20 protein-coding genes are annotated in these 24341 nt (G+C 44.7%); 12 read left to right on the top strand and 8 right to left on the bottom strand.

The features are described 5' to 3' along the window. Window positions 1-2 precede the first annotated feature (2 nt). The 4 genes from ABXS78_RS17670 (at window position 3) to ABXS78_RS17655 (ending at window position 5319) form a co-directional block, all read left to right on the top strand. A complete protein-coding gene (locus ABXS78_RS17670) occupies window positions 3-800 on the top strand; it encodes an MBL fold metallo-hydrolase (protein WP_366248341.1) in 798 nt (265 codons plus the stop codon). A gap of 56 nt (window positions 801-856) precedes the next feature. After that, the gene (locus tag ABXS78_RS17665) at window positions 857-2065 is read left to right on the top strand and encodes a S1C family serine protease (protein WP_366248340.1); all 1209 of its coding nucleotides are present in this window, start codon (window positions 857-859) and stop codon (window positions 2063-2065) included. Between the two features lie 356 nt (window positions 2066-2421). Then, window positions 2422-4740, top strand: coding sequence for a YhgE/Pip domain-containing protein (locus ABXS78_RS17660; protein ID WP_366248339.1), 2319 nt, complete (start codon window positions 2422-2424; stop codon window positions 4738-4740). Window positions 4741-4761: 21 nt separating this feature from the next. Further along, a complete protein-coding gene (locus ABXS78_RS17655; RefSeq protein ID WP_366248338.1) occupies window positions 4762-5319 on the top strand; it encodes a TetR/AcrR family transcriptional regulator in 558 nt (185 codons plus the stop codon). Between the two features lie 29 nt (window positions 5320-5348). On the opposite strand, the gene ABXS78_RS17650 is transcribed toward ABXS78_RS17655, so the two are convergent. Then, window positions 5349-6146 carry a PAS domain S-box protein gene (locus ABXS78_RS17650; protein WP_366248337.1) on the bottom strand — a complete coding sequence of 266 codons (798 nt, stop codon included), beginning with the start codon at window positions 6144-6146 and terminating at the stop codon, window positions 5349-5351. A gap of 208 nt (window positions 6147-6354) precedes the next feature. Between ABXS78_RS17650 and manA the strand changes: the two genes are divergently transcribed. The 3 genes from manA (at window position 6355) to ABXS78_RS17635 (ending at window position 9990) form a co-directional block, all read left to right on the top strand. Next, window positions 6355-7308 carry a mannose-6-phosphate isomerase, class I gene (manA, locus tag ABXS78_RS17645; protein ID WP_366248336.1) on the top strand — a complete coding sequence of 318 codons (954 nt, stop codon included), beginning with the start codon at window positions 6355-6357 and terminating at the stop codon, window positions 7306-7308. 321 nt (window positions 7309-7629) lie between these two features. Continuing rightward, a complete protein-coding gene (locus ABXS78_RS17640; protein WP_366249978.1) occupies window positions 7630-9618 on the top strand; it encodes a penicillin-binding transpeptidase domain-containing protein in 1989 nt (662 codons plus the stop codon). 105 nt (window positions 9619-9723) lie between these two features. Further along, entirely contained in the window at window positions 9724-9990 is a 267-nt protein-coding gene (locus ABXS78_RS17635; RefSeq protein WP_366248335.1) for a DUF4190 domain-containing protein, read from the top strand. A gap of 16 nt (window positions 9991-10006) precedes the next feature. On the opposite strand, the gene ABXS78_RS17630 is transcribed toward ABXS78_RS17635, so the two are convergent. After that, window positions 10007-11473, bottom strand: a complete 1467-nt coding sequence (locus ABXS78_RS17630; protein ID WP_366248334.1) for an amino acid permease — start codon at window positions 11471-11473, stop codon at window positions 10007-10009. A gap of 317 nt (window positions 11474-11790) precedes the next feature. Further along, a complete protein-coding gene (locus tag ABXS78_RS17625; protein ID WP_366248333.1) occupies window positions 11791-13212 on the bottom strand; it encodes an amidase family protein in 1422 nt (473 codons plus the stop codon). Window positions 13213-13368: 156 nt separating this feature from the next. Here ABXS78_RS17625 and ABXS78_RS17620 point away from each other — a divergent pair, with 156 nt between their 5' ends. Beyond that, window positions 13369-13986, top strand: a complete 618-nt coding sequence (locus ABXS78_RS17620) for a GPR1/FUN34/YaaH family transporter (protein ID WP_095222000.1) — start codon at window positions 13369-13371, stop codon at window positions 13984-13986. 34 nt (window positions 13987-14020) lie between these two features. After that, window positions 14021-15382 carry an amino acid permease gene (locus ABXS78_RS17615; protein ID WP_366248332.1) on the top strand — a complete coding sequence of 454 codons (1362 nt, stop codon included), beginning with the start codon at window positions 14021-14023 and terminating at the stop codon, window positions 15380-15382. A 44-nt stretch (window positions 15383-15426) separates the two neighbouring features. On the opposite strand, the gene ABXS78_RS17610 is transcribed toward ABXS78_RS17615, so the two are convergent. Together ABXS78_RS17610 and ABXS78_RS17605 are read right to left on the bottom strand one after the other, a co-directional pair. After that, a complete protein-coding gene (locus tag ABXS78_RS17610) occupies window positions 15427-16104 on the bottom strand; it encodes an ABC transporter ATP-binding protein (RefSeq protein ID WP_095221996.1) in 678 nt (225 codons plus the stop codon). 15 nt (window positions 16105-16119) lie between these two features. Further along, window positions 16120-17595 (bottom strand): ABC transporter permease, encoded by a 1476-nt coding sequence (locus tag ABXS78_RS17605; protein WP_366248331.1) that lies wholly within the window; start codon window positions 17593-17595, stop codon window positions 16120-16122. 203 nt (window positions 17596-17798) lie between these two features. On the opposite strand from ABXS78_RS17605, the gene ABXS78_RS17600 reads away from it, so the two are divergent. Continuing rightward, complete coding sequence (locus tag ABXS78_RS17600) at window positions 17799-18476, top strand: response regulator transcription factor (protein ID WP_366248330.1); 678 nt, start codon at window positions 17799-17801, stop codon at window positions 18474-18476. Next, a complete protein-coding gene (locus tag ABXS78_RS17595) occupies window positions 18473-19900 on the top strand; it encodes an ATP-binding protein (protein ID WP_366248329.1) in 1428 nt (475 codons plus the stop codon). The genes ABXS78_RS17600 and ABXS78_RS17595 overlap by 4 nt, the downstream gene beginning before the upstream one ends. Window positions 19901-19929: 29 nt before the next feature. Here the strand turns inward: ABXS78_RS17595 and ABXS78_RS17590 are convergent, their stop codons facing one another. The 3 genes from ABXS78_RS17590 to ABXS78_RS17580 form a co-directional block, all read right to left on the bottom strand. Then, the gene (locus ABXS78_RS17590; protein WP_366248328.1) at window positions 19930-22356 is read right to left on the bottom strand and encodes an immune inhibitor A domain-containing protein; all 2427 of its coding nucleotides are present in this window, start codon (window positions 22354-22356) and stop codon (window positions 19930-19932) included. Between the two features lie 430 nt (window positions 22357-22786). Then, complete coding sequence (locus tag ABXS78_RS17585; RefSeq protein WP_366248327.1) at window positions 22787-23248, bottom strand: 8-oxo-dGTP diphosphatase; 462 nt, start codon at window positions 23246-23248, stop codon at window positions 22787-22789. Between the two features lies 1 nt (window position 23249). Further along, on the bottom strand, window positions 23250-23609 hold the full coding sequence (locus ABXS78_RS17580; RefSeq protein ID WP_095221987.1) for a Lin0512 family protein: 360 nt from the start codon (window positions 23607-23609) through the stop codon (window positions 23250-23252). A gap of 112 nt (window positions 23610-23721) precedes the next feature. On the opposite strand from ABXS78_RS17580, the gene ABXS78_RS17575 reads away from it, so the two are divergent. Continuing rightward, window positions 23722-24174 (top strand): NUDIX hydrolase, encoded by a 453-nt coding sequence (locus tag ABXS78_RS17575; RefSeq protein WP_366248326.1) that lies wholly within the window; start codon window positions 23722-23724, stop codon window positions 24172-24174. Window positions 24175-24341 lie beyond the last annotated feature (167 nt).

The raw sequence follows: 24341 nt of genomic DNA, 5'->3' as shown, positions 1-24341 counted from the left end.
GCATGACGTTAAGCTTTAGCGTACTTGCTTCAGGCAGTTCTGGGAATGCGTTCTTTATCGGAACGGAAAAAGAGCGCATCCTGGTCGATGCTGGTCTGACAGGCAAGGAGCTGCAGCGTTTATTGGAGGAGGCAGGAATCGATCCGGCGACACTGACGAAAATCCTAGTCACACATGAGCACAGTGACCATATAAAAGGATTAGGTGTGGCGGCAAGGAAATTCGATCTGCCGATCTATGCAAACGAAAAGACATGGAAAGCGATGGAGAACAGCATCGGGAAAATACCTTTGGATCATAAATTCATTTTTGACATGGAAGAGACGAAAACATTTGGAGATCTGGATGTGCTGTCCTTCGGTGTATCCCATGATGCGGCAGAGCCGATGTTTTATGCTTTCCATCACGAAGGTAAAAAGGTAGCGTTAGTGACGGATACAGGTTATGTATCCGATCGAGTGAAGAAAATCGTCGAGAAAGCAGATGCTTATATTTTTGAAGCAAACCATGATGTAAGTATGCTGCAAATGGGCGCCTATCCGTGGAATGTAAAACGAAGGATACTTGGTGACCTTGGTCACGTATCCAATGAAGACAGTGCGCTTGCTCTTACAGACTTGATTGATAACAATACGAAACGCATTTATCTTGCACATTTGAGCCGCGATAACAATATGAAGGACCTTGCACGGCTTGCAGTAGGGAATATCCTGCAGGAGCGAGGCTTTGATTTGAATAAGCACATTGAGTTGCATGATACTGATCCAAAAACACCGACACCGATTTTCCAGATAGTTTAAATTTCCGAAATCGTGGAAAGATAGCTATATCGAAAAGAATTGGAACGGAGGCTAATATGGACTACTTTGATGATCACCAGAAGGAACCGGAAAAACCGAAGCGCACAAGCTGGCTGCTGCCGGCTATATTGGGCGGTATCATCGGAGCTGGTATCGTATTGCTTGTTGCTTATGGCCTTGATCGAGAAAGTCTGACGCCGAACGATCAATCACAGTCACAGCAAGGAGAGGCTACGCAGCTCGCATCAGATTCGAATCAGAACCCCAATTTACAAAATGTCAGCGTGGATGTGCAATCAGGTATTACAGATATTGTCGATAAAACAGCACCAGCAGTCGTCGGTGTCGTGAATCTGCAGCAGGGTGATGCGCTTTTCTCACAGGAGGAGAGTACTGCAGGAAGCGGCTCTGGCGTCATTTATAAAAAAGAAGGCGATAAAGCCTATGTGGTGACCAATCATCATGTTGTCGAAGGTGCAACGGATGTAGATGTTATTCTCCATAACGGGGTGGAAGTTTCCGCAAAGCTGCTAGGCAGTGACGTTTTCACGGATTTGGCAGTCTTGGAAATGGATGCTTCCCGAGTGGAGCAGGTGATTGAGATTGGTACTTCTTCTACTGTCAAAACAGGTGAGCCTGTAATTGCAATCGGAGATCCGCTAGGCTTCTCGGGATCAGTTACACAAGGCATCATTAGCGGAGTCAATCGTACCGTTCCCCAGGATTTTAATGGGGATGGCAGAGCAGATTGGCAGGCAGATGTTATGCAGACAGATGCAGCAATCAACCCTGGTAACAGCGGTGGCGCCCTTATAAATATGGCGGGGCAGCTGATTGGTATCAATTCGATGAAAATCGCTGAATCCTCTGTGGAAGGAATCGGATTTGCTATTCCAGTCGATAGTGCAGTACCTATCATGGAACAGCTTGAGCAGAATGGGCAAGTGGAGCGCCCCTACTTAGGAGTAGAAGCATATTCATTGAATGAAATACCGGCATCGGAACGGACAGAACATCTCGGTTTGCCGGATGACATGGAAAATGGTGTCTACATTTGGAGTCTTGAAGCCCTATCTCCTGCAGGAAAAGCAGGATTACAGGAGCTGGATGTCATCACAGAGCTTGATGGTCAGCCAATTGATGATATGACATCTTTACGGAAGCATCTTTATGAGGATAAAAAAATCGGAGATCAAATGAAAGTAACGTATTATCGAGATGGTGAGAAAAACGAAACGACCGTCACATTAAGTGAACAGCAATGAGGCAGCCAATTTGGCTGCCTTTTTAGTTATGCACATCCTGTGGATGCACATGAGGATAACATACTCTATTTTGTAGCGAACAAATATTCTTATTACTAAATAAAGAATTCATCATGTGTATATGTGGATAAGTTTGTTGATAAGTTGTTCATAGACTGTGGAATGCTGTGTATAAAAGGGTTATGCACAACTAGAGTGGATAAACCAGTGTAAGCGACTACATATTTTTTATTGAGCTTAACCATTGTGGCTATAGGCTTTTTCTGCTATTATTAGCTAGTAAATTGACCATAATTCCAATTTGGTCATTTGGTCTGTGTGGACAACTCGTGAAGTACAATTTGGGAGGAAAAGTTATGAACATGTTGAAAAAAGAATGGCTTCGCATATGGAAAGACCGGAAAATGCTCCTAGCCATTTGCGGTATTTTAGTCGTTCCGCTGCTTTACAGTACAATTTTTCTGGCAGCTAACTGGGATCCATATAACAAAACTGATAACTTAGCAGTTGCTGTCGTGAATAAAGATAAGGGCTCCACATTTGAAGGCAAAGATCTCCATGTTGGAGATGATTTTGTGGATAATCTGAAAGACAATGATAAGTTCGACTGGCAGTTCGTTGATGAAGCAAAAGCGATGGATGGGCTGAAGGCAGAGGACTATTATATGGTTGTGAAAATTCCAGAGAATTTTTCCGCCAATGCGGCTACGTTGCTGGATGAAGAACCGAAACAGATGAATATTGATTACTATTCCAACCCAGGAAAGAATTATCCAGCCTCCAAAATAACAGACACTGCCATGCAGCAGCTGGAGAAAGAGGTGGCTGAACAAGTAACAGAGGAGTACGCTCATTCCGTCTTTGCCAGTCTTTCTGATGTAGCAGATGGACTTAAGAAGGCTAGCGATGGTTCCAAGGAACTTGCAGACGGTTCGAGTGAAGTGAATGAAGGTGCGAAAAATTTAAGCAAAAACTTGGCTAGCCTGTCGGCAAGCACAGCGACGTATACAGAAAAGGTCGGTGAAGCAGACCAAGGAATGCAGAAATTGGATCAAGGTATTCAAAGTCTAGCATCACAGTATCCTGATCTTGATGAAGGAATAACCCAAGTCAATGAGGGCTTGCAGACTTTGAATGGCAAGAGCGGAGAACTGTCCAGTGGTTCGGATAAATTGGTCTCTGCTACAGATGATTTAACAAGCAGTCTTGAAAAACTGCAGCAAGCAACAGATCAGTTGGCTGGTAAGTTCCCGGAACTGAATAACGGAATTGCTTCAGCGAATGAGCAAGCACAAGCAGTCAAAGGTGACTTGGAAAATACTCAGTCGAGATTGTCTGATTTGATGGTATTGGCAGAGCAGCTGCAAGAATCTCAGCAGCAAGTGGAAAGTCAGCAAGCTGACCAGCTGCAGAAGATTGAGGATACAATAGCAAGCAGCAGTCTGTCGGATGAGCAGAAAGAAGAACTCCAAAACCAGATTCAACAGATTGGCGGATCTTCACCTGATATTCAGCTGCCGGATATCGATCCTGAAGCGATCAAGCAGCAGCTGACAGAAGTGACTACGCAGCTAGATAGAATCAACGAACTGGCTGAGGGTGCACAGCAGACACAAACAGCATTGAACGGTATCAATGATGCAACTGGTAAACTATTAGCTGGTGCAACGGCTATTCAATCTGGCCAAACAGACTTGAATGATGGAATCAATGCATATACGGATGGAGTCAGTCAGTTGGCTGATGGATCTCCTGCACTAGTTTCAGGTTCTCAATCTGTTAACGATGGATTGAATCAGCTGCAATCAGGCAGCACGCAGCTAACTGCAGGACTGGATCAATTGAACGCGAATGGTCCGCAGTTGTCTGATGGAGCGCAGCAGCTGACAGAAGGTTCTCAAACTCTATCCGATGGTACACAAAGCGTGACAGATGGAAGTAATGAACTGTATGGTGAGCTGGCTAAAGGTGCAGAAGACGCAAATATCAGTACAACTGATAAAACGGATACCATGTTTGCTAGTCCGACGGAAGTGAAGGATGAAAAATTGAGTAATGTGCATACCTATGGAGAAGGGCTCGCGCCATACATCCTTTCCTTAGGATTATTTGTTGGAGCACTTGTATTCACGAATATCTTCCCGCTCCGTGATCCAGCAAGTAAACCGACATCTGGTTTTGCTTGGTTCCTGAGCAAATTCAGTATTGTACTGTTTGTCAGTGTGCTTCAATCTATATTCGCAGTGATTATGCTTGTCCATGTGGTTCACCTGCAGGTGCATAGTGAATGGCGGCTGCTTCTATTCGCCATCCTATTCAGCATCACAAGCTTCCTGCTTATTCAGCTGCTGACAGTTGCACTGGATAATGTCGGGCGCTTCTTGGGTATCATTGTATTGCTGATCCAGATTGGTGCAGGCGCAGGCACGTATCCGGTGGCATTGCTTCCGGAATTCTTCCAAGTTGTTCATAAGTTCGTCCCGATGACATATGCCATCAATGGTTTCCGGGAGATTATTTCCATCGGCGATGACTGGGGCTTCCTGTGGAGGCAAGCAGGTTACTTGAGCATCTTTTCTGTGCTATTCTTAGCATTGACAATTCTCGTATATACATTGCAGACTCGTAAATTCAAAAACAATAATGAGGAAAAAGAGCCTGCAGTTTCCATGTAAAAGAAAAAGGGGTAGAGAACAATGATTACAGATAAAAAAGAACGAGTCATCGAAGCAGCAGCTTTGTCTTTTAGTCAATTCGGTTTCAAAGCGACGACTATGGCATCTGTTGCGAAAATAGCCAAAGTAGCTAAGGGCACGATTTATACGTTCTTTGATAGCAAAGAGTCATTGTTCTCCACCATCCTAGAACGGACAATGAAGCAGTTGCGACAAGCAGCTGATACAGCGATACAGGAAGAAGCAGCTTTTCATGAAAATATCCAAGCTATGCTGGATGCAATTCTCGGGTTCCGGGAAAATCACCAGCTGCTGATCAAGATGGGACAGGAAGCGAAGGAATTGGGTACAGCAGAAGTATTAGAGATTCTTACCCAAGTAGAGCGACAGATTCTAGATTATATCAAGTCAGTTATCATGAAAGAAAAGGCGAAAGGTATTGTTACCAAACATGATCCTGAGCTGCTTGCATTTCTTGTTTATAAAACATATATTGCGCTCATTTCCGATTGGGAACGGCAGCACGACCCGCTGCCAAAGGAAACAATCTCAGAAGTCATTAGAGCTCAAATTCATTGAAAAAACCGCTGCTATTATGCAGCGGTTTTTTAATGGTTGGCACGGGTAGCTTCTAAGGCTTGCTGAACATTTGCGTAAAATGAAATTTCTTTTTTACGGAAGTCTGCCAGCTTCACGCTGACTTTAGCGGTTCTCGGTTCAAGCCCTGTAACGATCAGCCGAGCTCCCATCACTTGCAGCAATTGATGGAGTCGCAGCAACCCTCTATGCACGTCTTCATTCAATTCCATCACACCTTGCAGATCCATAATAAATGTTTCTTCATCATGATCATGGACATGGACGGAGATACGTTGGTAGATTTCTTCCCAGCGCTCCGAATTAATATTGCCTACCAGAGGAAGTATACATACCTTTTCTGAGATTGGAACGAATGGAGTAGACAGCAGAGAGGCCTCCTGTTTATAGTCGTCTGCTTGCCTTTCTTTGTTCTTACGATCTGAGATATCCTGTTGAACACCAACAAAATATAACTTGTCTTCGCTAGGAACAAAAATTGGATACATGGAAAGTTCATTCCAGAAAGATTTTCCGTCTTTTCGATAATTCAGCAATTCTACAATGACAGATTGTTCCTCTTCTATCGCTTTTCGTACTTTTGCTACTTCTTCTCGAGAAGTCTTTTCTCCTTGGAGGAATCGACAATTTTGACCGATTATTTCTTTTGTCGTGTAGCCTGTGACCTGCTCAAATGCTTTATTCGTATAGATGATCGGATTATCTGGCAGTGAAGGATCAGTGATAACAACGCCGGCTCCTACATAATCGATGACTTGGCGAAAGAAGGCATCGTTTATTTTGGTCGAATAGTGGATTTCTTTTTCCATGATAGTCTATCCTTCCTGAATAAGAATGTATTCTTATAACTTCCTCATCTGGTGATTTCTAAACGTCGTTCAAGCGCTGCAGACTCCTGGCTAGTTACGTTCATCATATAGAAACTCGTAGGTTCCTACAACAAATATATAGTCGCAGAAGGGAACTATTGGTAAAATAACGGAGAGAAGCTAGTGTCTAAAAGTGAGGAGATTCTTTATGTATAAACAGGAGCCTATTTTTCTGGAACCCGCTTTGCAAGAGCGGATCTGGGGAGGGACGAAGCTTGCAGATGTATTCGGTTATCAGCTGCCTTCCGAACAAACTGGTGAAGCGTGGGTTATTTCTGCACATCCGAACGGACCAAGCAAGATACGGAATGGTGAATTAGCAGGTCAGACGTTATTGGATGCATGGCAGAACCATCGTGATTTATTTGGAGAGCATGACAATGAAGATTATCCATTGCTTGTAAAAATCCTCGATGCGAAGACAGACTTGTCTGTACAGGTGCATCCCGCTGATGACTATGCACAGGAAGTGGAGAACGAACCTTATGGAAAGACAGAATGCTGGTATGTAATCGATGCCGAGCCTGGAGCCGAGATTGTTTTCGGTCATCATGCACAAACGAAGGAACAGCTGGAACAGATGATTGATCAAGGTGAATGGGATCAGCTGCTGCAAAGGATCCCTGTTAAAAAGGGCGATTTCGTGTATGTCCCAAGTGGGGCGATCCACGCTATCGGAGCGGGTATTGTCATTCTAGAAACGCAGCAAAGCTCTGACATCACATATCGTGTGTATGACTATGACCGGAAAGATGACCAAGGGAATGAACGAGAGCTGCATTTGGATTCAGCCAAAGCTGTGTCGACTGTTCCGCATGTAACAAATGAAACCAGAAAATCAGCTGTGACGAATGGTGCACTAACAGAGCAGCAGCTCGTGCAAAGTGAGTACTTTACAGTCTATCATTGGCAGCTAGCAGGTCAGATTGAACGGAAAGCTCCAGATTCGTTTCTGCAAGTCAGCATTATTGAAGGGAACGGAGAGATCATATTGGATGGTCAATCCTATCAATTGAAAAAAGGCGATCATTTCGTACTTCCTGTTCACATCGGCAATTATACGTTGAAAGGGCGACTCGAAGCGATTGCTTCTCATGTGTAAGAGACTGGGGAAAAGATGTATCAGATAAACGGGAACCCGAACAAGGACGTGAATCTTCCAGCAAAGATTTACATAAGTTCGGGTTTTTGTAAGGCGAAATCTCTTTTGCCGAAGTGGTACTCAGAAGGATGGTTATTTTTAAGTACTAGTATTTGGTTATATCCCTGCCTCATTATTCGACAGCCTTCGTCTATTTCCTGGGAAATAGTTGGGTTTTTTCTGCAAAGTATTTCCTTCCCTATGCTATAATTGGGGAACAGTTTAAAGAGACAGGAAAGGTGAGCTATGAAACGATTAGCAGCATTGTTATTTGGGCTTAGTATGATATTCCTGCTTTCTGCTTGTTCGGATGATCAGACAGCAAAGGATGGTCTTGATCAGTTTGTCGACAATTGGAACGCTCAGGATTTCGATAAGATGTACGAGCAGCTGACAGAAGAATCGCAGAAAGAGATTTCCAAGGAAGATTTCGTCAAACGCTATACAGATATCTATGATCAATCTGGTGTAGCCGATTTGAAAGTCACTGCAGGAGATGTTTCAGAGGATGAAGAGAAATCCGACGCTGACACACAGCAGCTGCCTTTGTCTGTATCCATGCAGACAGTTGCTGGTGAAGTGAAATTCGATAAAGACGCAGAGCTTGTCAAAGTTGATGGAGAAGACGGTGCAACATGGAAAGTGAATTGGGACCCTTCTTATATATTTGCACAGCTTAATGATAACGAGAGCGTGCGCATCACTTCTGTTGAACCAGAACGCGGCCGCATCCTGGATACGAATGGAGAGGAGCTTGCATTCAATGCAACTGTTCCTTCTATCGGCATCATCCCAGGTCAGCTTGAAGGGGAAGGGATGACACGGGATGAGACGCTGGATCAAGTGGCTGAACTTCTTGAGATGGACCGGGAAGAGATTGACAGCTTACTTGACCAGAGCTGGGTGACGGATGAAGTAGATGTACCAATTAAAACATTGCGCCCAGATCAGCGTGATCTAGCTGCGGAAGTAACGTCACTTCCAGGTGTGCAGAGTACAGATACAACTTCAAGGTATTATCCGTACGGAGAAGCGGCAGCACATTTGACTGGGTATGTGAAGAAAGTAGATGCTGAGTTCCTTGAGAAGGACGACAATGCCTCTAACTACGATGCTAGCTCCTCTGTTGGCTCAACAGGGTTGGAATCAGTCTATGAGGAACAGCTACGCGGGACATTAGGATGGAAAATCTACACTGTTTCAGAAGACAGCGATGAGCAAGAAGTGATTGCTGAGACAGCTGTGAAAAATGGTGAAGATGTCGAGCTGACCATTGATATTAATACGCAAGAGAAGATATATGAACAGCTAAAGGATGACAGCGGTGCTTCTGTTGCCTTGGATCCGAAAACAGGAGCTACCCTGGCATTGGTGAGTGCACCATCTTATGATCCGAATAATTTCATTTTTGGATGGGATGATGAGGAATACGAGAAGCTGTCCAATGATGAGAATAGTCCGTTTTCAGCTAAATTCAATAAAGCTTATGCACCAGGATCCACTATCAAGCCGCTTACAGCTGCTATTGGATTGGAAAATGGAGTCATTACACCAGATGAGAAGAAGCATATTGAAGGGCTGAAATGGGATAATGATGGCAAGTTCGGAAATTACAGTGTGACGCGTGTTTCAGAAGCCCTTTCGGCTGTGAATCTAGAGAATGCGCTGATTACATCGGATAATATCTACTTTGCGATGACAGCGGTGGATACCGGAGCGAAAAACTTCGAAAAAGGTTTGAAATCCTTCGGCTTCAATGAAGAATTGGATTATGCATTCCCAACGGCAGCATCGTCTATTTCCAATGAAGGTCTTGATAATGAGACCCTTCTTGCAGATTCGGGCTATGGCCAAGGGCAAGTGCTTATGTCTCCGCTTCATTTAGCAGCATCTTATACGCCTTTTATCAATGATGGCAACTTGATAAAGCCGACGTTGCTGAAGTCGGAAGCGGAGGAAGCTGTCGTATGGCATGAAGGTGTTCTGCCGAAAGAAGGAGCAGATGCTATCACAGAAGGTCTTCGCGGTGTTGTGGAAGATGAACGCGGCTCAGCACATCAGCCTGTTGTGGATGGTCTGACGCTCGCTGGTAAAACTGGTACTGCTGAATTGAAGCAAAGCCAAGATGACAAGAACGGTACGGAAAATGGCTGGTTCGTTGCTTATGATTACGATAAGCAGGACATGCTGATCAGCATGATGGTAGAGGGTGTCCAGGATAAAGGCGGCAGCCATTATACTGTTGAGAAAGTGAAGAATGTCTTCAAATAAAGAGAAGCGTGCGGGTTCCGCACGCTTTTTCTATATCAAGGATATAAGCTATAATAACATGTTGACAGGGAATATAAATGGGAATTAAAGGAAGGAGGGGAATATATGGGGGAAAAACGCTATTCACCATCAGGCACGCTGGCACTTGGTATTTTATCGATGACACTCCCAGTGATCGGAATAATCACAGGTATTATTGCACTTATATTTGCAAATAAAAGTATCAAGGTGACAGAAGATACGGAATCTGCAAAGGCATTGTATTTGGCAGGAAGAGTATGCGGTATCATTGGATTGTGCTATCAAGCATTCATCATGATTTACTTCATTATCATAATCACTATGATTTTGACAATGCCAGGGTATTATTAAAAAAACAGCCTCGGACTCAGTCCGGGGCTGTTTCATGTTCAGGAGTTGTCAAATCAACATCTTCCAGTTTATGCATTTTCGTTTTGTATTTCACTTTGTAGATAAGCCAGCAAAGCAGGAAGATCGGGATACCAATATAGGAAGCGATGAATCCTCCAAGATCGAAACCGTCTTCTGTAAAGGAAGATACGCTCTGACCGACTACAACAATGATACTTAGTGCAAGCGCGAATATTGGAGCGAATGGGTAGAACTTCGCTGTGTACGGCAGGTCCTTGATATCATTGCCTTGTGCTACATACGCTTTACGGAAGCGATAATGACTGATTGCGATTCCTATCCAGATAATGAAACCAGTCATACCGGCAACATTCAATAGCCATGTATAAACAATTCCGTTACCGAAGAAGGAAGTAAGGAATGCCGCACATCCTACGACTGCTGTACCGATCAAGGCGTTGACAGGAACGCCATTTTTGTTCAATTTTCCAAGGAAACGAGGAGCTTTGCCTTCTTTGGCAAGGTTCCATAGCATACGAGTGCTCGCATACATACCGGAGTTTCCGGCAGATAAGACAGCTGTCAGGATGACAGCATTCATAACGGATGCAGCAAACGCGATACCGGCTTTTTCGAAGACGAGTGTGAACGGACTAAGCTGTACATCCTCACTTGCCAAGCTTTCCGTTGTATACGGAATGAGCATTCCGATGACGAAGATGGCGAGAATATAGAATAACAGGATACGCCAGAAAACTGACCGAATCGCTTTTGGAATGGATTCTCTCGGGTTGTCAGCTTCTCCGGCGGCAGCCCCAAGCAATTCCGTTCCTTGGAAGGAAAAGCCGGCAGCCATGAACACACCGATCAAAGCAAGAAAGCCACCATTGAATGGAGCGTCACCTGTCGTAAAATTCGAAAAGCCTGGAGACTCCCCGCCTAATATACCGATAATCATCAGCAGTCCGACGATGATGAAGATAATTACAGTGATTACTTTGATTAAGGCGAACCAATATTCAGATTCCCCGAAGCCTTTAACAGAAATATAATTCAGTAAGAACATGATGATCAGACTGATCGCACTCCAAATCCAAGATGGTGTATCCGGGAACCAGAAGTCCATGATCAGGGTTACAGCAACTAATTCAGCTGCGATAGTCGATGCCCAGCTGAACCAATAGTTCCATCCTAATGCAAAGCCAAGTGATTCATCGACAAATTTAGTTGCATATGTGCTGAAGCTGCCTGATACGGGCATGAAGGCTGCCATCTCTGCTAGGCTGGTCATCAGGAAAAAGACCATACAGCCGATGAGGGCATATGCCAGCAGTGCGCCGCCAGGACCAGCTTCACTGATCGCACCGCCACTGGCAAGGAACAGGCCGGTACCAATCGTACCTCCAAGGGAGATCATCCCTAAATGACGGGCTTTGAGTTTTCTTTGCAGTCCAGGTGCTGTGTTGTTATGTTTGTTGCTCACTTCTTTCACCTCGTCTATAGTATGGCATGTTACTGTGTACTTACTAAAAAAAGCCGTATCAGATAGACTTGCTCTATCTGAACGGCTTATTATACAAAACAGCATCATTCTAAAATAATAAGATAGCGCAGCACGTGTATATTAGCTCACGTGGTTATTCTGTCCCTATTCGGTCCAGATGCAGCATTTTTGTAAAAGCTGCGTACTATTTTCATTGATTAATGAGTGCCTATGCAAATCAATGAGTTCTTATGCAATTGAAACCTTCCTAACTTTACTATACAAGGGGACAGATTTCAACTGTATTCTAGAATGGATTATTTTGGTGCTTTCCGGTGCTGTGTAGCGCACTCGTAGCTATAGCCGATTTCTATTAAGGTAGATTCCTCAAAAGCACCGGCAGTAAACGTAATTCCGAATGGTTCACCAGCCTCTGTGTATCCAGCAGGTACAGTAATAGAAGGATATCCTGCTTTGGCAGCAATATCGCATCCATAATAGCTAGGGAAGATGATCGCATCGAGCTTCCCATCAGCCATAACGCGATCGAGACCTTCTGTGCGGGATTGCCGTATGTCAGCTAACCGATCTTGCAGATAGTCTGCTTGTTTTAATGTGCCATCTGTTTTCTCAGAAGCTTCAAGAATATCTTGACCGTGCTGGAGTGCAGTCTCGGTGTTGATGCGGTTCCATTCAATCACTTCTTTTAATGTATGAGCGGGCAAATGGGATGAGACTGTTCGTAAGTATCGATTCACACCATGCTTGAATTCATGATACAGAACACTGGATTCCCTCGTTATCTCCGGGACTTTTACGTTGATAAGTTCTGCCCCTTGCTCACGCAGTGCAGTAAAAGCTTTCTCCATTAGCTCGCGTTTCTCGGGGGCAAGATTATCCAGCGTTACTCCGTCTATACCAAGGCGTTTTCCCTTCAATCCTTCCGTTCGAATATACGCAGTGTAATCCGGAAGAGATGGAGCAAAGAGAGTGGCCGGATCTGCTTCATCCCTGCCGGCAATCACTTGCAGCAGGAGGGCTGCATCCTGAACTGTCCTTGTCATTGGTCCAGCAGTATCTTGACTGTGAGCAATCGGAATGATTCCTTTGCGCGATACTAGCCCGACCGTAGGTTTGATTCCGACTAATGAATTACTGCTTGAAGGGCTGAGAATAGAGCCGCTCGTTTCTGTTCCTATGCCAACCACAGCTAGATTGTTCGCAATAGCTGCACCAGTCCCGGAACTGGAACCACCGACATCAAAGCTGCCATAAGGGTTTCGCACTTGGCCTCCGCGTCCGCTGAAACCATTCGGCATCGGCTCTGACATAAAATTAGCCCATTCTGTCATATTGACCTTCCCTATAATAATAGCTCCTGCTTCCCGCAGCTTTCTGACGATAAAAGCATCCTGCTTAGCAAAGTTATCAGCAAGAACTAACGTACCGGCGCTTGTATGCATACCGTCTGCTGTATCTATATTGTCTTTAATAAGTACAGGAATACCATGAAGCGGTCCGCGCAGTTTTGATTCTTTTCTTTCCAAATCCATCTGTTCGGCAATAAATAAGGCATCCGGATTGATTTCCAATACACTATTTGTGCCTTCTTCGCAGGAATCTGCCGTTGCAATACGCTCCAGATAAGTCTGGACTAACTGAACTGATGTAATGTTTCCAGCTGCTAAATCAGTTTGTAAGGATGTAATTGTCATTTCTTTAATTGTAAAAATATTCATAGACTGGATTCTCCCCTGTAAAATGTGTATGATTAGAAAATCTTCTGTATTTAGATAAGTCGGACTTATTAATTATACTAAATTTTCTTGCAATAAACTTCTAGGGGACCCCGATTTTATCATTTATGCAGAAGCATCCAGAAAGGGGAAAAAGATTTGGAAACAACAAAGACAGTCAAGGTGCTGACTGCCGATCCTAGCGCATTAGGATTATTCGGACTAGCAATGGTCACATTAGTAGCATCTTCGCAAAAACTTGGTTTGACGGAAGGACTTTCTATGGTTCTGCCATGGGCATTCTTTTTAGGAGGCATTGCACAGCTGATTGCTTCCGCTCAGGACTTTAAACACAATAATATCTTTGGGGCAACAGCATTTGGTGCTTTCGGTTTGTTTTGGTTCGGTGTTGGCATGAGCTGGCTCATTCAGCTTGGTGCTTTTGGGGAAAACCTGCAAACCGCCGCAGACAGCCGCCAATTAGGTGTAGCTTTTATTGGATATCTTATATTCAGTCTTTTTATGACAGTTGGTGCTATGGGGACACATAAAGTACTATTTTTTATATTTGTAGCAATTGATTTTCTATTTATCGGTTTATCTTTAAGTTCTTTTGATATAGCATATGGAATAACACATACGCTTGCGGGCGTTGCAGAATTAATTATTTCACTATTATCTTTCTATGGTTCTGCTGCTGCAGTGCTGAACGGTCATTATGGACAGACAGTCCTTCCGATCGGCAAAGCATTCGGTGTCTTCACAAAAGCAGACTAGAACAATGGAAGAATAGTTAGCAAGGGGCATAGACATGGCAAGAAATGATCGAGCATCAAATGATTTACACAAAGGTTTGAAAAATCGTCATGTGCAGATGATTGCACTTGGCGGAGCAATCGGAACAGGTTTGTTTTATGGTTCTGCTTCATCGATCGGACTGGCTGGGCCTGCAATTGCACTTGCGTACTTAGTCGGCGGTATCATGATTTTCTTCATCATGCGGGCACTAGGTGAGCTTTCTGTAGATTCTCCAAACTCTGGTTCCATCAGTTACTACGCTTATCAGAATTTAGGCAATTTCTTCGGATTTGTTTCCGGCTGGAATTATTGGTTCAATTATGTGGCAGTGAGCATGGCGGAGCTGACAGTCGTCGGTATCTATGTACAGTATTGGTTCCCGAGTATCCCTACTTGGGTCACGGCATTCGGTTTTCTGGTCTTGATTACATTTATCAACCTTTTGAGTGTCAAATTGTATGGTGAGTTCGAATTTTACTTTGCCATCATCAAAGTTATCGCAATTATCGGGATGATAGTTCTTGGCTTGCTTATAATCTTCACTGGTATTGGGAACGGCGGCGTACCGACCGGCTTCTCTAACTTGTTTGATGAGGGCGGCTTCATGCCGAATGGATGGACTGGCGTAATCTTATCCCTTGTCCTTGTCATGTTCAGTTTCGGCGGGGTTGAATTGGTGGGAATTACAGCAGGTGAAGTGGATACTCCAAAGAAGACGATACCGAAAGCAATTAATCAAGTTGTTTATCGGATATTGATTTTCTATGTAGGTGCATTGCTTGTTATCATGTCTGTCTTTCCTTGGAATCAAATCGATGGTCAAAGCAGTCCGTTCGTACAGATATTTGATGGCGTCGGAATTCCGGCTGCTGCAGGTATTCTGAATTTGGTCGTTCTGACTGCTGCGGTATCTGCGCATAACAGCAGTCTTTACAGCAACGGACGTATGCTGCACTCCTTGGCAAAGCAAGGGAATGCACCGAAGTTCTTGGGTAAAGTTGGTAAACGGACAGGAGCCCCAGTAGCGGCGATCTTTGTATCATCAGGGGTTGCAGCGATAGCAGTCATCGTAAACTACCTGTTTCCTGAAAAAGTGTTCAGTTATCTGATGGCGATTGCGACAATCGCTGTAATTATCAACTGGATCATGATTGTCATCATCCATTTAGCTTTTCGGAAGCGGATAGGAAAGACTGCAGTAAGTAAGCTATCTTTCAAAATGCCATTATATCCGATTGCCAACTATATGGTTCTGGTATTCTTAGTAGCAGTAATTGTGATAATGGGCTTTATACCGGATTACCGTCTGGCGCTGTTTATACTGCCGATTTGGGTGATCATTCTCTCGGTTGGTTACAAGCTGAAACGAAAATAAAAAAACGCGTATCCTCTAATGGATACGCATTTTTTGTGCTGTTCTTATACATGCTGCAGCATACGGAAACTGCCATTGGATAGCTGAATCGTCACATCAGATTGGGCTGCGATTTGCGGATCATGTGTAACCATGATGACGCATTTGTTCTCCTGGTGAGCGAGGTCGGTAAAGAGCTTTACAATTTCCTTGGAAGTCTTATCGTCCAGGTTCCCAGTAGGCTCATCTGCTACTATCAAATCGGTGTCACAGCAGAAAGCCCGTGTGATGGCCACACGCTGCTGCTGCCCGCCGCTGAGCGTCAGAACACGCTGCTTCGCTTGCTCCTCGGAGATGCCGACCTTTGTCAGCATTTTTAAGATATAGTCTTCTTGGTTCTCCACTTTTTTCCCGGTGATAGCCATAGCCGAAGCAATATTTTGATAAGCTGTCATGTAAGGAATCAGATTATAAGACTGGAAAATAATCGAGACATAATCGTGGCGGAATTTGCCGAGCCCCATTTTGCGGATCGATTTCCCGTCATATTCGATGTCTCCTTCCTTAGCTTTGTCCAGCCCTCCTGCCAAAGACAGGAAGGTGGTCTTGCCCGATCCGGATGTACCAGTGATTGTATAGAAGGTGTTTTTATAAAAGTCGATATTCACAGATTGGAACAACGGATTTTGTTTATCCGTGTACCAGTAACCAACGTTTTTGAATGCCAATAATGGTGCTGTCATGTTTACCCCTGCTTTCTATTCTTGTTTCGTCAAAATGTTTTTCGGCTGAAGTCGAAGGATCGAGATGGATGGGATAAGTGCTGCAATGATGGCTACAGCCAATCCGATACCGCCAAGTATCAAGATATTTTCCCATGTCACATTAATATTCAGACTGCTGATTGCTTCACTTGGCTGACTGAATGCATCAGAGACAGCTTGTCCTGGGCCACCGCCGCCCATCATACCACCACCGCCAGGTCCTTGCTGCATGGACGTAGATGCAGTCTCGGCAGATGCCGTTGTTTGCTGATCTAACAGCTGGTTACCTAGTACGTTCGCAATCGGATTTCCGAATATGGAAGACAATCCGACCGCGACAATGGCAATCACAAAGATTTCTGTAATGAACTGTCCTGCCAGCTTCCATTTCTTCTCACCGATCGCCATAAGCACACCCATTTCATATTTACGCTCCCGGATGGATAGCATAACGATCAATGCAAGGATAATCGCACCTGCAATGGTTACAAGATAGACGATGTTTTTCGCAAAACTAGCAACGTTTTCGATTGGTCCAACCATTTGCTGGTACAGATCATCGTTTGCATCCAGTTGATACACGTCGAAGTCGACATCCGTTTTCTCTGCTGCGGCAATGAATGCATCGATGTTTTCAGCATCGTCCATTTGATACGTTACAGATTCTACTGTATCCGTATAGTCTTCACCTTTTAGCGTATTAGCTGCTGTATATGGAACATAAATCGTGTTATACGGATTCAGGAAGGAGAAGTTCATTGCTTGGTCGCTTCCTGCTGAACTTGTTTCGTAAATACCGATAATTTCCAGCTCTTGTGTTGTATCTTCATCACTAGCAGCGCTGATATTGATTGTATCCCCAATGGCTAGATCATTTTCCTCGGCAAGTGTCTGCTCGATGACAGCAACGTTGCTGCCAGCGTCTGATTCTTCAATTCCTCGTCCGTCTACGATTTCTGCTTCGCCATCACTGAAGCTATCTGCTTCATCACTGGTCAGCGTACCGTTTACGGTAAGATCTGCTTGAACCATACCGCCGCGGCCTTGGTCACCGCCAGGAGCCTGTTCACTTTCTGTGTCACTGCTGTCTGTGGATGTGCTGCTTTCGATAATATCGAAGTCTTCCGCATTAGCAGAAGCTGAAACAGAATAGTTGTAGCTCTTCACATGATCTAAAGCTGCGATTGACTCTGCGTCATCCAGACTGATTGGTGTGCTGGTGAACTGCGGCGGGCCGTCTGACTCGCTTTGCTCACTCTGCTGCTTCTCCATCGCTGCTTCCCGGTCGACTTGCAGTGTGACAGAGCCACCCAGCTCCTGTCTTGCCAATTCACTGGATGCCTTGGCTGCTGATTGAATTGTAAGCCCCGATAGTACGAATACACATATGACGGTGAAAACCACCAATTGTAATAAGGTCTTTCCTTTTTTTGCTTTCATGCTCCAGAAAGCACGTTTCAAGAAATTCATTTTGCCATCTCCTTTACTTTTTCCAGGCATGCTATAATGCTTCTGAACCACGCCCGACCTGCTAATTGCTAGTATGGGGGCACGTGCTGAAGTGTACTTGAAAGCTAGCTGAAGATTTGCTGAAAGTGAAAAAATCGGGAATCTTCAGCTGTTTTTCAGCTAGTTGTTCCATAATAAAGAAAAAAAGAAGAATGGATGACAGAATGGAGAACATAAAAGTATTAGTCGTCGATGATGAACAGACAATCACACAGTTCCTGATGCTTGGATTGCAAAATGAAGGCTATATTGTTGAGAGTGCAGCTGATGGTATGCAGGCTATTGCCAAAGCAGATCAGTTCGAGCCACATATCATCATATTAGATGTCATGATGCCGGGGATGGATGGCTTTGAGGTGTGCCGGATGCTGAAAAAGAAAGGACGGAAGCTTTCTATCATTATGCTGACAGCAAGGGATCAAGTGGACGATCGTGTGAAAGGATTGAATGGTGGTGCGGATGACTACTTGGTCAAACCGTTCAGTTTTGAAGAACTGCTAGCCAGAATGCAGGCACGGATTCGCAATCAATTTCCGGAACTGGGCGATTCCCTTGTAGCGGGGCCTTTACGAATAGATGACCGCCGAAAGGAAATCTACTTGGAGGAAGAGCTGCTGCAGCTTTCTCCGACAGAGTATGAGCTGTTAAAATACCTTGCTATGAACCAAGGGATTGTGCTCAGCAAGGCACTTATCCTCGATAAAGTATGGGGATATGCATTTGGCGGAGAAGAAAATATTGTAGAAGTGTATATCCGTTCTCTGCGGGAAAAGCTCCACGATAAAGATCGGCAGCTGATTCGCACAATCCGGGGGGCAGGCTATCGCCTGGATGTCAGATGAAGCGAATACCCAGATTAAAGCCAAGAACCTTGAATAAGCAGATTGTTGCGTTATCCTGTCTTATTCTTGCCATTATCCTGACAGTCGTCGGTATCTTACAATACTTCTTGATGAAAGATTTCCTATATCAGAATGAGGCAGATGCGATGCAGTCACAGCTGCATTCGCTTCCGCCAGCATTGCTTGAACAAAATGATAATATGCATCAGCCATTTCTATTCGATCGTTCTTTAGCCAGAATCGATACATCTGGTAACTACACAGATTTATCAGAGGAGAACGGCTTATCGAGTCCGCGCTTGGAGCAGGAAGAGCTTCGCAAGTATATGAACAGCAGGGATGATAAGTCCGCCAGATACATCGTGACGGAAGATGAAGACGGCAATGAGCAGCTCGTTGTCATTGTCGCTGACAGACGGTTCGGCGATATTAGCGGTTATTTACAGGCAGGGACGGAGACCGCTTCGATCAACGATGTCATCAATGGGCAGCTGCAGGTATTTTTCCTGCTGGCTATCGTGGCATTGGCTGCAGGCATCCTGCTTTACACACGAGTGATCAAAAAAGCGCTCGATCCGCTGCATCGGATAATCAGAAGGGTAGAGCGGACGAATGCGGAGAATTTGTCCGAGCGGATGGAAGAGGAATCTGAGCAAATCGAAATCAAACGGCTTACAGTCGCCTTCAATCAAATGGTGGAGAGAATCGACAGCTCGTTCAAGTCGGAACGGGAAGCAAAAGAACTAATGCAACAGTTCATTGCGGATGCATCTCATGAACTGCGAACGCCGCTTACTTCCATTCACGGGTTTTTGGAGGTACTGCTTCGAGGAGCTGCAGATAACCCAGCCCAGCTCTATCCAGCCCTTGAAAGCATGCTCAAGGAATCGAAGCGGATCAAGAAGCTGGTAGAGGATTTGCTTTTACTCACCAAGCTGGATCAGTCTGAGGATATGCAGCTGCAGGATCTGGAGGTAAGTACTGTACTGGAGGAAATGATGCCGCATTTTGATATGCTTGCCGGCAGCAGGAAAGTACAGTTTTCGGTGTCTGAGCATCAGATAATAGCTGCTGATAAAGATAAATTGAAACAAGTGTTATTAAATCTGTTTTATAATGCAGTCCAGCATACAGACGCAGAGCATGGAGAAATCGATATCATCCTTGGGGCAACAGAACATGTTGCTGAGATCGTCGTGAAAGATAATGGTTCTGGTATACCAAAAGCGCATCTTTCCCACGTGTTCGATCGATTTTATCGAAGTGACAGTTCACGCACACGCCAGCAAGGCGGTGCGGGTCTTGGTCTATCCATCAGCCATTCTATCGTCAAAGCGCACCATGGTACGATAGAAGTGGAGAGTGAAGAAGGCAAAGGCACTATCTTCCGAGTGCTGCTACCTAAAAAAAGAAGGAACCCGTAAATGAACGGGTTCCTTCTTTGCTATTAATCTTAGCGGGAAATTTCAATCTTCCCTACTGTACCATCCGGGCTGTCTTCTTTGACCTCAAACTCAAGTCCATACTCTGGAACGTTACGTCCAGCGTCAGGAAGGGCTTTATTCAAATAAGTTTTATCATCCTTGAACTTATCATAGCTCTTTGTGTGATTATCTTTCAGCGTCAAGCCATTCGTAGCACGATAATCGAGGAACATCTTCTCAGATTTATCTTTGCTGAAGGCAGCATCATGAATTTGATAACGAGTGGAAGCTACTGATTTATCACTCCAGTAAAGTGCCTTCTGATCGGCATCCACTACACCTAGGAAGCCTTCACCCGGATGTGTCCCAGTCCAGTTGTTGTCATAAGAATTATCGACGTACCAGACTAGAAGACCGGTATTGTAGCTCATCAAGCTGTCACCACGGCGGATATGGTCAAGGCCGATATCAACGCCATTATGCGTACGCCATTCCAGCAAGTAGTAGTGCTCGGAAAGGGAAACACCTTTATCTTGTGCGAATCCAGCTAGCTCAAAACTACTGTCAGCTTCAGCATCGTCTGTCAGGACAGAGCTGCCATCAGCTGTCACTTGGATGTCATCCACGTAGAATCCAGCGTTGTTTACAGCTACATCCGTCCAATAGTTCAAGGAAAGCTCTATTTCCTGGCCAGCATAAGCACTCAAATCAAAGGTAGCATCCACCCAGCCATCAGATGTACCAGTGATACCATCACCAGGATTCTGTTCGTTCGGATTTTCTGTAGTCGTAATGCTGCCAGGAACAGTTTCCCCGTTCACTTTGACAGAGGCATAATCCCAATCTTGTTCAATATCATACCAAGTCTTGAATGTCAGTTCAGCAGAAGAGGCACTGGTCAAATCAACAGTCGTTGTCATGCTGTTATCAACATTATTGCCTTTACCACTGAAGTAAGCATACGTGCCGCTTGCAGGTTTTGTGACTTCGGTCTCTTTATCAGGCAGGTTTACACGAATTACATCGTTGTTCGTACCTTTTGTCACAGCTTCGTCCAGCAGCAGTTCTACTTTATCTCCATCCAAGTCCTCTGCTTCGATCGTCGTACCGCTCAGCCAGTTGCCGCCATGTGCGTTTTGCAGATATTCCTTCGCATAGGCACTGAATCCAGATGGCTCTGTTCCAGGTACATCACCAGCCCAGCTTCCGCTTGCCATGATGGACCAATAAGCAACCGCTTCCCCTTGGCCGGTATAGTTCGTATCATACTCATCCGGCAAGCCTAGGTCATGGCCGTATTCATGCGCGAATACCCCCATAGCTCCGTCTTCCGGTTCAATTGTATAGTCGTAAGCAGCAAGCTGTCCGTCAAAGCGGTCACTAGTGGAGCTTCCGCCAGGGACTGCAACAAGACCGCCAAGATTCCAGCGGTGAGACCAGATTGCATCGCCGCCAAGGCTTCCGCCGCCCGCTTCTTCACCGACACCTGCGTGAATGACCATCAAGTGGTCGATGATACCGTCTGGCTCATGGTAAACGCCATCGCCATCATAGTCATCGCGATCCCACTGATCGTACTCGCTCAAGTCGACGTTCGGATCTTGTCCAGCCTTCGTTAGTGCTTCGTAGACCAATTCCCGCGCAGCAGTATCACTGCCATCTGGAGCAGGATCGTTGGCACCATAGTAAGCTGCAGGATGATCTGCTGTGTACCATCCGGCAATTTCTCCGTCGACAGTATAGCTGCCGCCGGATTGTGCCTCATAATACTGCTTCATGGAAGTGAACTCCTGGCCATCCGGACCAGTATAGCCATCATCACCAAAGATCATGTTTTGGAAGTGATCATGTGTATAATCTTCGTACCACATATCCGTTTCTTCCGGTGTGATAGAGCTGTTCTGGTAATCAGGGAAGTCAATTGCGAGGACGAGTACTTTGTCTTCCCGCACTTCTCCGTCATACTCTTCTTCCTTCACGTTATTTACTTTCTTATTTTTACCTTTATCCTTACCTTTTCCTTTGTCTTTGTCTTTCTCTTTGGATGCACTTGCAGCATTGTCGGCATTGCCATTCTGCTTATCAGTGTCACTAACCACTGTTTCATCGATTGCAGCTTCTTTCAGCTCATCCGGCAAAGGCTGCTTAGCAGCTTCTGCGCTTTTTTCTTCCCGTTCCTTTAGATAAGCATTCAATACTTCCTGGGCTTCCGCTTCCGTAGCATCCTTACTGATCTTTCCTTCTTCTTTAAGCAATTCAATCAATTTATCCTCATTTGCAATTGCACTGTCGAAAGGTCCGCCGCTTTGGGCAGTTTTCGGCGAGTACGTCACAGCTGGTGTTTTTTCAACAGTTGCTTCGGCTTGGGCTTCCTGCGCTGGCACAAATGATAATGTAAAAGTGCTAAATCCGATAACTGCTGCCATCGCAGAAGCCATCCATTTATTCTTCTTCAAGCAAGTCACTCTCCCTGTGCTAATAGTTTAAATAGTCGGAAAACAGATTCGATATGTAGGTAAAGTTTTCCTTAAAGGGTAGTATAGCGACTAGTCTGTTAGATTTACAATGGTACTTTGGAAGGAAGAGAAGTGGTGTATACATTGAAATAATGCGGTTTTCGTGAGATGTCATCACATAATCCGACAGGGTTGGCAATAAAGTTGGGAAACAAGAGAGTGGAAAATAACGTAAACATATGGAAACTTGTAGAAGGATGAGGAAAGTTGGGAAAGTACAAGCAATCAGAAAATATTACTTTTACTAGAAAAATGAGAGAATAGACCTATCTATTAATCTTATTCAATAGAATTGAAGTTGCAATATATGGAATATCAGTATGTATTTTGATTAATAGAAGGGGGAGGAAGCTGATATGCTCCCCCGTATTTATGTATGCAGTATTTCTTCCGTGTAATCAGAAGCTTCAGATTCAGCATGCAGGTACAATTCAAATGTACCTTCCTGGAAGAATAACGGAAAGACAGTGCGGACTACATCCTGCATTGGCAGTTCCATCGCTTCAGAATTCTGGAACCATGATGGATTGCCTTCTCTGGAATCTGTCAGCAGTGTGCCGGAAAAAGATTCAGTTATATAATAGAAGATCAGATAACGGACATTTTGTTCATCGTTCACGTAGTGCTGTATGCCTTTATACTCCAGATTCCATACGTCCAGTCCTGTCTCTTCCTTCACCTCGCGAATTGCGCTTGCAGTGAGACTCTCAGGAAAGTCCACCTTCCCGCCAGGCGGGATGAATCCGCGGAAGTCATCATGCTGACGATCCAGCAGAAGCACCTGATCCTCATTATGTATCATCACCATATTATAGATCTTGTGCTCGATCATTTCAGTATCCCGTCTCGACGGAAGCGTTCACGATATACATCATATCGTTTTTATCCTGTTTCTCCTCTAAGTAGATAGCGCTTGTAGTCAGCATACCACCATCGATTACTTCTACTGTTACAGTACCATATGGAATCCGGGCCTTGACCTGCTCGATATCCAGCTTGTCCTTATCAGCAGGGACTGCCAAGCGGATATTTACTTTCATATTATGCAAATCGTTGTCTGGCAGGACGCTCGTAATACCAGGCATGGAATTTGTATGTATAGCATTGACTACTGCACGTACCGCTGCTTTTGTGACGTCTTGACCGTGTACATCGACACCGAAGCCGGTTTGTATGAACATGATTTTTTCCATATGATCACTCCTAGATTGTTCTGATATAGTTACTGTATCATATTAAGATTAAAGAATTCTATCGGCTATATGTAAGATTTGGTAAACTTGTCGAGAGAAAGGGGATGTGCTTGTGAACTATGTAGAGAATCTTCGGAAGTACGTCGGGCATCAGCCTGTCATATTAGTTGGGGCATTATGCCTTCTTTTTGATGAAATGCAGCATGTCCTTTTACAGAAACGAATCCACCCGCCCGAAACGTGGGGCTTGCCTGGAGGATTGATGGAACTTGGTGAATCAGCTGAACAGACAGCTGCCAGGGAAGTGCTGGAAGAAACAGGACTGACAGTGGAGGAATTGAAGCTGGTTGATGTGTATTCCGGAAAAGATAATTTTGCCGTAGCTGCGAATGGTGATGAATTTTACAATGTGACAATCGTGTACCAGACAAGTAAGTTTCACGGAGAATTAATGCTGGATGAAGCAGAGTCTATGCAGCTGGGCTTTTTCCCGCTTGATGAACTGCCGGAAAAGATGGTCAGGAGCCATCGCCGATTTATAAAGGAATTCAGTGAAAAGGGGTAGCTTATCAGCTACCCCTTTTCTGCCTTGTGATAGCTGTTATTTTAACTAGTCATGGCATGGATGATACAGCATATTCAATTAGCAAAGAGACAAGGGCAAGAACGATCATAAATACGGTGGATATACCTAAAATCCAATCACTGTTATTTCGCCTTAAGATCAACACA

This window comes from Terribacillus aidingensis, assembly GCF_040703035.1.
Classification (GTDB): domain Bacteria; phylum Bacillota; class Bacilli; order Bacillales; family Amphibacillaceae; genus Terribacillus.
Note: the sequence above shows the minus strand (reverse complement) of the source record. Positions and strands in the feature narration are given on the sequence as shown.